The sequence below is a fragment of the Streptosporangium sp. NPDC050855 genome (genome assembly GCF_044456585.1).
Classification (GTDB): domain Bacteria; phylum Actinomycetota; class Actinomycetes; order Streptosporangiales; family Streptosporangiaceae; genus Streptosporangium; species Streptosporangium longisporum.
The window spans coordinates 43,135-51,660 of sequence record NZ_JBITFY010000034.1; the positions used below are offsets into that span (position 1 = coordinate 43,135).

The 8,526-nt window shown below is 72.9% G+C and carries 7 protein-coding genes; 2 read left to right on the forward strand and 5 right to left on the reverse strand.

Going from position 1 to position 8,526, the window contains the following annotated elements; genetic code table 11:
• The first annotated feature begins 72 nt into the window (after nucleotides 1–72).
• The gene (locus ACIBCT_RS38400; protein WP_399196941.1) at nucleotides 73–1,371 is read left to right on the forward strand and encodes a DUF2252 domain-containing protein; all 1,299 of its coding nucleotides are present in this window, start codon (nucleotides 73–75) and stop codon (nucleotides 1,369–1,371) included.
• Here ACIBCT_RS38400 and ACIBCT_RS38405 read toward each other — a convergent pair.
• Genes ACIBCT_RS38405 through ACIBCT_RS38425 form a run of 5 tightly spaced genes read right to left on the reverse strand, consistent with a single transcriptional unit; the run spans nucleotide 1,343 to nucleotide 7,242 of the window.
• Nucleotides 1,343–2,329: an ABC transporter ATP-binding protein gene (locus tag ACIBCT_RS38405; RefSeq protein ID WP_399196942.1), complete on the reverse strand. Its 987-nt coding sequence runs from the start codon at nucleotides 2,327–2,329 to the stop codon at nucleotides 1,343–1,345. The genes ACIBCT_RS38400 and ACIBCT_RS38405 overlap by 29 nt on opposite strands.
• Nucleotides 2,326–3,309 (reverse strand): ABC transporter ATP-binding protein, encoded by a 984-nt coding sequence (locus ACIBCT_RS38410; RefSeq protein WP_399196943.1) that lies wholly within the window; start codon nucleotides 3,307–3,309, stop codon nucleotides 2,326–2,328. Before ACIBCT_RS38410 ends, ACIBCT_RS38405 begins: the two co-directional genes overlap by 4 nt.
• Nucleotides 3,306–4,229, reverse strand: a complete 924-nt coding sequence (locus ACIBCT_RS38415; protein ID WP_399196944.1) for an ABC transporter permease — start codon at nucleotides 4,227–4,229, stop codon at nucleotides 3,306–3,308. Before ACIBCT_RS38415 ends, ACIBCT_RS38410 begins: the two co-directional genes overlap by 4 nt.
• Nucleotides 4,226–5,365, reverse strand: a complete 1,140-nt coding sequence (locus ACIBCT_RS38420) for an ABC transporter permease (RefSeq protein ID WP_399196945.1) — start codon at nucleotides 5,363–5,365, stop codon at nucleotides 4,226–4,228. The genes ACIBCT_RS38415 and ACIBCT_RS38420 overlap by 4 nt, the downstream gene beginning before the upstream one ends.
• Nucleotides 5,366–5,370: 5 nt before the next feature.
• Nucleotides 5,371–7,242: an ABC transporter substrate-binding protein gene (locus tag ACIBCT_RS38425; protein WP_399196946.1), complete on the reverse strand. Its 1,872-nt coding sequence runs from the start codon at nucleotides 7,240–7,242 to the stop codon at nucleotides 5,371–5,373.
• Between the two features lie 270 nt (nucleotides 7,243–7,512).
• Here ACIBCT_RS38425 and ACIBCT_RS38430 point away from each other — a divergent pair, with 270 nt between their 5' ends.
• Nucleotides 7,513–8,274, forward strand: coding sequence for an SDR family oxidoreductase (locus ACIBCT_RS38430; protein WP_399196947.1), 762 nt, complete (start codon nucleotides 7,513–7,515; stop codon nucleotides 8,272–8,274).
• Nucleotides 8,275–8,526 lie beyond the last annotated feature (252 nt).

An 8,526-nucleotide genomic window follows, 5' to 3' on the forward strand; every position in this document is an offset into this window, starting at 1 on the left:
CCCTGGCACGTTCCACATTCGTGACGCGCCGGGACTGGCACGCACCCGGTTCCACCGCCTACGGTGCGCACCATGAACACCGATGGGCGCTCGGCGCACATTCTCGACGTCCTGGTCACCGAGTTCGGCGACTCCATGAGGCGCGACCCGGCCGCCTTCCGGCGCAAGTTCCGCAAGATGGCCGCCTCCCCCTTCGCCTTCTACCGGGGCAGCGCCAGCCTGTTCTACGCGGACATGACCGGCGCGTTCGCCGACGACGCCTTCCTGGACGGGCCGACCCGCCGGGTCTGGATCCACGGCGACCTGCACGCGGAGAACTTCGGCACGTACATGAACGCCTCGGGCGTGCTGGTCTTCAACGTCAACGACTTCGACGAGGCCTACGTCGGCCCCTACATCTGGGACCTGCGGCGCCTCGTGGCCAGCGTCGCGCTCATCGGGTACGCCAAGGCGCTGTCGGACGAGGTCATCACCGGCCTGGTGACCGGCTTCGCCGCCTCCTACCTCGCCGAGCTGACCGCCGTCTCGCACGGCGGGGACGACGCGATCGGCTCGCTGACGCTGGACACCACGACCGGCGTGCTCCACCGGGTGCTGCAGCACGCCCGGCTGCACACCCGGGTGGCGCTGCTGGAGCTGGAGACCACCGTCGAGAACTTCGACCGCAGGTTCGCCGTGACGGACGGCCGCCACCCGGTGGACGCCGACACCCGCCGGGCCGTGGAGGCGGCCTTCCGGGACTACCTGACGACGCTGCCGGCCACCTCGGAGATCGAGCACAGGATCAAGGACTTCGCGCTCCGCACCGGTGTGGGGATCGGCTCGGCCGGGCTGCCGTCGTACAACATGCTGCTGGAGGGCCACACCCAGGCGCTGGAGAACGACGTCATCCTCTACATGAAGCAGGCGCAGGTCCCGGCCGTGGCGCGGCACATCGCCGACGAGAAGGTGCACGGCCACTTCGAGCACCAGGGCCACCGCACCGCCGAGTCGCAGCGGGCCCTGCAGGCGTACGCCGACCCCTGGCTCGGTTACACCACGCTGAACGGCGTCGGCCAGCTCGTCGCCGAGGTCTCCCCGTACTCGGCCGACCTGGACTGGGGGGACGTCAACGAGCCCGACGAGCTCGCCTCGGTGATCGGCGACCTGGGCCGGGCGGTGGCCCGGATGCACTCGGTGGCCGACGACGAGTCCAGCCACGACCTGGTCGACTTCTCCACCGAGGACGCGATCGTGGCCGTGATCGGCGACGACGCCGAGGGCTTCACCCGCACGCTCGTCGACTTCGCGCACGCCTACGGGGCGCGGGCCAGGGCCGACCACGGGCTCTTCGTCGACCTGTTCAGGAACGGTCGTCTGCCCGGCCTGTGAGCATGGTGGCCTCGGCGTGGTGGCAGGCCACGTGGGCGCCGGGCGAGGACGGCAGGACCGGCAGCGGCCGGGACGCGCAGAGCCCGTCGACCCCCGCCGCGGCCGCCGCGCCCGACGCCAGCACCTGGCAGCGCGGGTGGAAGCGGCAGCCCGCCGGGACGCGGGTCGCGTCCGGCGGCTCCCCGCCGAGCACCACCGGTGCCGGCGAGTCCGGCAGGACCGACAGCAGCGCCCGGGTGTAGGGGTGCGACGGCGCGGTGAGGACGTGCTCCACGGGCCCCGACTCGACGATCCTGCCCAGGTACATCACGGCCACGCGGTCGGCGATGTTCCAGGCCAGCCCGAGGTCGTGGGTGACGACCAGGGCGGACAGCCCCAGCTCGGCGCGCAGGCGCAGCAGCAGGGCGAGGATCTCGCCGCGCACCGAGGCGTCCAGCGAGGCCACCGGCTCGTCGGCGACCAGCACCCTGGGCTCCAGCGCCAGCGCCCCGGCGATGACGACGCGCTGGCGCTGCCCGCCCGACAGCTCGTGCGGGTGGCGGCCGAAGAACCGTTCCGGGGGACGCAGCCCGGCCCGCGACAGCGCCGACGCGACCCGCTCGCCCTCGTCGGGCAGGCGGTGGATGCGCGGCCCCTCGGCCACCGCCTCGTAGACGGTGTGCCGGGGGTTGAGCGCCCCGGTGGGATCCTGGAGCACGAGCTGCACCTCGCGCCGGTAGGCCTTCAGGGCCCGCGAGGAGTAGGCCAGCGGGGTGCCGCCGTAGCGGACCGAGCCGGAGACCGGCCGCTCCAGGCCGAGCAGGGTGCGGGCCAGCGTCGTCTTGCCGCAGCCGGACTCGCCGACCAGCGCGACGATCTCCCCCTCGGCCAGGGAGAGGTTGACCCCGTCCACCGCGCGGGCCCGGCGCCCGCGCGAGACGAACTCCACGCGCAGGTCCCGCGCCTCCAGCAGGGTCATCGGGCCTCCTCGCCGACGTGCACGCACGCCGCGACGTGCGCCGGGCCGGGGATCTGCGCGGTCACCGGCCGGAGCTCGACCGGTTCCGAGGCGCACGAGACCAGCGAGACCGGGCAGCGGGGATGGAAGGAGCACCCGGCGGGCAGGTGCGCCGGGTCGGGCGGGTCTCCGCCCAGCCCGCGGGGCGCCCTGCGGGAGGCGGCGTCGCCGACGACGGGGAACGCCCCGGCCAGTGCCCGGCCGTAGGGGTGCGCGGCGTCGCGGAAGACCCGCCGCGCCGGGCCGGACTCGACCACGCGCCCCGCGTACATGATCGCCAGCCGGTCGCACGTCGCCGCCAGCACCGACAGGTCGTGAGAGATCATCATCAGGCCGATGCCGTGCTCGGCGATGAGCGAGCGGATCAGCGTGAGCACCTGCGCCTGGATCATCACGTCCAGGGCGGTGGTCGGCTCGTCGGCGACGATCAGGCGCGGCGAGCAGGCGAGCGCCATGGCGATCATCACGCGCTGGCGCTGCCCCCCGGACAGCTCGTGCGGGTAGCCGCGCGCCCGCCAGGCGGGCAGGCCGACCTGTTCCAGCAGCTCCGCCGTCCTGCGCCGGGCCCCGTCCCGGGTCGCCGCGCCGTGCACGAGCAGCGGCTCGGCGATCTGGTCCCCGATCCGCCGCACCGGGTTCAGCGCGTGCTGGGCGCCCTGGAAGACCACCGAGGCCGACGCCCACCGGACGGCGCGCAGCCGTCCCCAGCTCATGCCGAGCACGTCCTCGCCCTCCAGCAGGATCCGCCCGGACACCCGCGCGTCCCGGGGCAGCAGCCGCAGCAGGGACATGGCCAGCGTCGACTTGCCCGACCCCGACTCCCCGGCCACGCCGAGCGCCTCACCGGCCGCCAGGCCGAGCGAGACGCCCCGTACGGCGGGCACGTCCCCGGCCGCGCCCCGGTAGGTCACCGACACGTCGTGCACTTCGAGCAGGCTCACCGGGCCACCCCCCGCAGCCGCGGGTTGAGCACGGCCTCCAGGGCGCGCCCGCACAGGGTGAACGCCAGCACCACCGCGACGATGCACAGGCCCGGCGGCAGCACGTACCACCAGGCGCCGGAGGTGGCCGCCCCCCAGTCGTAGGAGCCGCGCAGCATGCCGCCCCAGGACACCTGGCCCGAGCCCGCGCCCAGGAAGGCCAGGGTGGACTCGGCGACGATGGCGCTGGCCACCATCAGGGTGGTGTTGGCCAGCACCAGCGGGGCGACGTTCGGCAGCACGTGCCGGGTCATGACGTGCCAGTGCCCGGCCCCCAGCGCCCTGGACCTCTCGATGTACGGCCTGGCCTCGACCGCCAGCGTCTGGGCCCGGATCAGCCGCGCCGTGGAGGCCCAGGAGGTCACCCCGATCGCCAGGATGATCGTGGACGCGCCGCCGCCGAGGACGGCCGTGAGCACCATGGCCAGGACCAGCGAGGGGAGCACCAGGAACCAGTCGGTGACGCGCATCAGCACGGCCCCCAGCGGGCCGCGGAAGTGCCCTGCGGCGATCCCGAAGACCGTGCCGATCACCATGCTGAGCAGGGCGGACATGAAACCGATGAGCAGCGAGACCCGCGAGCCCCACAGCAGCATGAGCAGGACCGAGCGGCCCGACTCGTCGGTGCCCAGCGGGAACTCCGCGCTCGGCGGTGCCATCGCGGTGCCCGTGGCCCCGGTGACGTCCATCCCCGCCGGGTCGGTGACCAGCGGCGTCACCAGGGCCGCCGTGACGGCCGCCAGCAGGATCGCCGCCCCGTACAGCCCGGACCGGTTCGCGGCGTACGCGCGGCAGAAGCGGGCCAGGGCGGCGCGGCGGCGGGCACGGGCGACGCCGCGCCGGGTCACCGTGCCGGACGGGCCTGTCGCGTCCGGGCTCATGCCGACCTCACCCTCGGGTCCAGGACGTGGTAGACCACGTCGGCCAGCGTGTTCATGACGATGACCGCGACGCAGACGAGCATGAAGGTCCCCTGCATGACCGCGTAGTCGGGTCCCTTGATGGCCTCGACGAACAGCAGGCCCAGGCCGGGCCAGGAGTAGACGAACTCCACCGAGACCGCGCCGCCCACCACGAACCCGATCTGCATGAAGACCAGCGTCACCGTGGGCAGGAGCGCGTTCGGCACGGCGTGGCGGCGCCGGACGTCGTCGTCGCGCAGTCCCTTGGCGCGGGCCGTGGTCACGTAGTCCTGGCCGATCTCCTCCAGCAGCGACGACCGCATGACCAGCAGGTACTGCGCGTAGACCACGGCCACCAGGGTGAGGCAGGGCAGCACCAGGTGGTGGGCGACGTGCAGCAGGTACATCGGCCCCCCGGGCGCGTCGACGTCCTGCATGCCCCGGGTCGGGAACAGGCCGGGCAGCGGGCCCGCCCCCGCGGCGAAGACCATCAGCAGCAGCAGTCCCAGCCAGAAGGTCGGCACCGACCACAGGGTCAGCGCGGTCCCGGTGGAGACGCGGTCGAACCTGCCGCCGTGCCGCCAGGCGGCCCTGGTGCCCTGCCACATGCCCAGGCTCACCGCGACGGCCAGCCCGGTGCCCACCAGCAGCAGCGTGGGACCCACCCGCTCGCCGATCAGCTCGGTGACCGGCCGCCGGTACTCGTACGAGGTGCCCAGGTCCAGCCGCAGGGTGCGCAGCACGAAGTCGAGGAACTGCTCGCCCAGCGGCCGGTCCAGCCCCATCCGGCGGCGGAGCAGGTCGAGCTGCTCCGGGGTGACCGGCACGTCGCGGGTGTAGGCGATGGTGGGGTCGCCGGGGATCAGGCGGAACAGGAAGAAGGTGGCGACGACCACCAGCGCGATGCTGAGCAACGCCCCGCCGAGCTTGACCAGCGCGTAGCGCGCCAGCCTCCGGCGGCCGTCCTTCCCGTCATGTCTTTCCTGTTCGCCCTGTCGGTCCTGTTCGTCGGGGCCGCTGCCCCACTGTCGCGCGAGGGTGCGCGGACAGGCCCACGCCGGGGTTCGCGACGCGGTCCGCGACGGTGTCCGCGGCGAGGGGGTCGGGATTCGCACGGGCGTCACTCGCGGTCGTCGGCGCGGGCGCGGCGGCGCCTGGCGAGCAGGACTCCCCCGGCGCCGAGGGCCAGCGCGGCGATCGCCGCCACCGCCACGGCGGCACCGGTGCCCGTGCCGCTCCCGGCGGGGGCCGCGGGACGCTCCACCGCCCGCAGGGAGTAGACCGGCCAGTAGCCGCTGGCGCCGTACAGCAGGCCCCTGTCCTCGGGGAGGGGGGTGATGGAGGCGATCCTGTCCCTGCGGTAGCCCTCCAGGTTGTTGGGGTAGTAGAGCGCGATGACCGGGGCCTCGGTGTAGAGGCGCCGCTGCATCCGTTTGATCAGTCTCACGCGTTCGGCCCGGTCGAGCTCGGCCAGCTGCGCCCTGTACAGCCGCTCGAACTCGTCGTCGCAGAAGAACGACTCGGTGCCGCCGCCCTGGCCGCTCGCGGTGGGCCTGCGGCCGCACAGGTGGGTGGCCAGCACCTCCTCCGGATCCGGGTTGACCGACCAGCCGCTGATCGCGATGTCGTACAGTGCCGTGCTCCCGGTCTCCTCGGTGTACCTGTTGGCGTCGATCCTGCGGACGGTGAGCGAGATGCCGATGTCGCGGAGCCAGCCGGTCAGGTACTGGGCGATCTTCTCCTCGACGGGCTCCTCGGTGCGGACGCTGAAGCGCATCTCCAGCCTGCGCCCGCCGCCGGGCATGGTCCGGATCCCGTCGGCCCCCCTGGCGTACCCGGCCTCGTCGAGGATGCGCCCGGCCTCGGCCGGGTCGAAGGTGACGGCGTCGTCGCCCTCGGCCCGCCAGAAGAACTCCCGGTACATCGGCGGGACGATCGAGCCGTCGGCCGGTACGGCCAGCCCGTTCTGCACCTGCCGGACGAGGGCATTCTTGTCGATCGCGTGGTGAACGGCCCGGCGCACCCGGGCGTCCTTGAGGGCGGGGTGGCCGTCGCCGATCGGCTCGCCGCCGGAGGTCTCGGCCCCCGGGTTGAGCTGCAGGTAGGCGGCCCGGCGGCCGGGGGTGTTCCACTGCACGATGTCGGGGTGGCCGGCGAGGGCCTGGAACTGCGGGGGCGCCAGCCTGCCGATCCAGTCGACGTCGCCCTTCTTCAGACCGGCGATCGCCGCCTCGGGGTTCTCGTAGAAGACGACGTGCAGCTCGTCGATCGCGGGGGCGCCGCGCCAGTACGACGGGTTGGCCCTCAGCTTCACGTACGCGTTCTTCCGGTGCTCGACGGGGATGTAGGGGCCGTTGCCGACGGCCGGGTAGGTCTCGTTCTCGAACGTGCCGACGTCGCCGACGCCCTCCCAGACGTGCCTGGGCATGATCGGGATCGGCAGCTCCAGCATGGAGGCCTGCGGTTTCTCGGTCCTGATGACCAGGGTCCGGTCGTCGGACGCGGTGACGGTGTCGAAGTTCTCCACGGCGGGGCCGTTCGCCGTCTTGGCCGCGTCGTCGGTCATGATCTTGTTGAAGGTCCACGCGGCGTCGTGGGCGGTGACGGGCCGCCCGTCCGACCAGGTGGCGCCGGCGCGCATGGTGAAGGTCCAGGTCAGCCGGTCCGCCGAGGTCTTCCACGACTCGGCCAGGTCGGGGGCGGGCGCGAGGGTCCTGGGATCGGGCATGGTGAGCTGGCCGTAGGTCCAGCGGTGGATCGCCGTGGAGATCAGCCTGACCGCCAGGAACGGGTTCATCGAGTCCACGCTCTGGGTGGCGCCCATCCGGACGACCTTCCTGGCCGGCGCGGGTGCCGCGGCCCTCCGGCCGGCCGTCCCGTCCGGCTCGGCGGCCGGCGCCGATCGGGGGTGCGCGGCCGAGGCGTGGGCGGGGACCGGCGCCTGGATCGGCGGGAGGATCGACACCGAGAGCGCCAGACCCAGTGCCGCCATCCGCGCACCCGTTGCGGCCATGGTGTGCCTCGCCTTCACGTCGATGATCCCTGACAACGAAGGCACACCATCCGAACAGCTCCTGTCAATGAGCGTTGGAAGATTGTTTCATTCTATTTTTATTCTCCGGCTTTATTTTTCAGGACGTTTCTCCCGTACGGGCACGAAGCCCGGGAAAAACCGATCCCATCGGCTCGGCCGTGCCGTCCCGGTCAGGAACCGACCGGTCGGTATGGACGGGGTCGCGGGGCGTGCGGCATGCTACCGAACATGACTCTGTTCTCCGTGGAAGGCAAGACCGTCGTCGTCACCGGCGGCTCCCGTGGAATCGGCCGGATGATCGCGGCCGGGTTCGTCGACGCGGGGGCCACGGTGTACATCTCCTCGCGGAAGGCGGCCGAGGTCGAGAAGACCGCCGCCGAACTGGGATGCGTCGCCGTACCGGCCGACCTGTCCACCGAGGACGGGGCGTCCGCGCTGTTCGAGGCGGTCTCCGGGCGCGAGTCCCGCCTGGACGTGCTGGTCAACAACGCCGGGGCGACCTGGGGGGCACCACTGGAGGAGTACCCCGGGCAGGCGTTCGACAAGCTCTGGGGGATCAACGTCAAGGGCGTGTTCCACCTGACCCAGCGGTTCCTGCCGATGCTGCGCGCCGCGGCGACCCCGCAGGACCCGGCCAGAGTGATCAACATCGGCTCGGTGGACGGCATCCGGGTGCCCTCGATGGAGAACTACGCCTACTCGGCCGCCAAGGCCGCCGTGCACATGCTCACCCGCCACCTGTCCCAGCGGCTCGCCAAGGAGTCGATCACGGTCAACGCGATCGCGCCGGGGCCGTTCGAGTCGAAGATGATGGCGTTCGCCCTCGACGACCCGGAGATGCGCGCGGCCGTGGCGTCCCATGTCCCGCTGGGCCGCATCGGCACTCCCGAGGACATGGCGGGCACCGCGATCTTCCTGTCCTCACGGGCCGGCGCCTACCTGACCGGGGCCGTGATCCCGGTGGACGGCGGCATCTCCGGCCACGCGTAGGCGCGGTCGGGTCGGCCCTCGCCCGTGCCACCCGTGACACGAGCGTGGAGTCCTTACCTTGCCGTGACCCTTTCCAGGTGTCAGCTTTACCTCATGCTGAAGCGTTTCACGGCGGTGGGGGGGGGGGGGGGGGGGGGGGGGGGGCCGCCGGCCCCCGCGCCCCCCCCCCCCCCCCCCCCCCCCCCCCCCCCCCCCCCCCCCGCCCGGGGTCCAGGTCCTCCTCCAGGCTGCGCAGGATCGCCACGGTGGTGG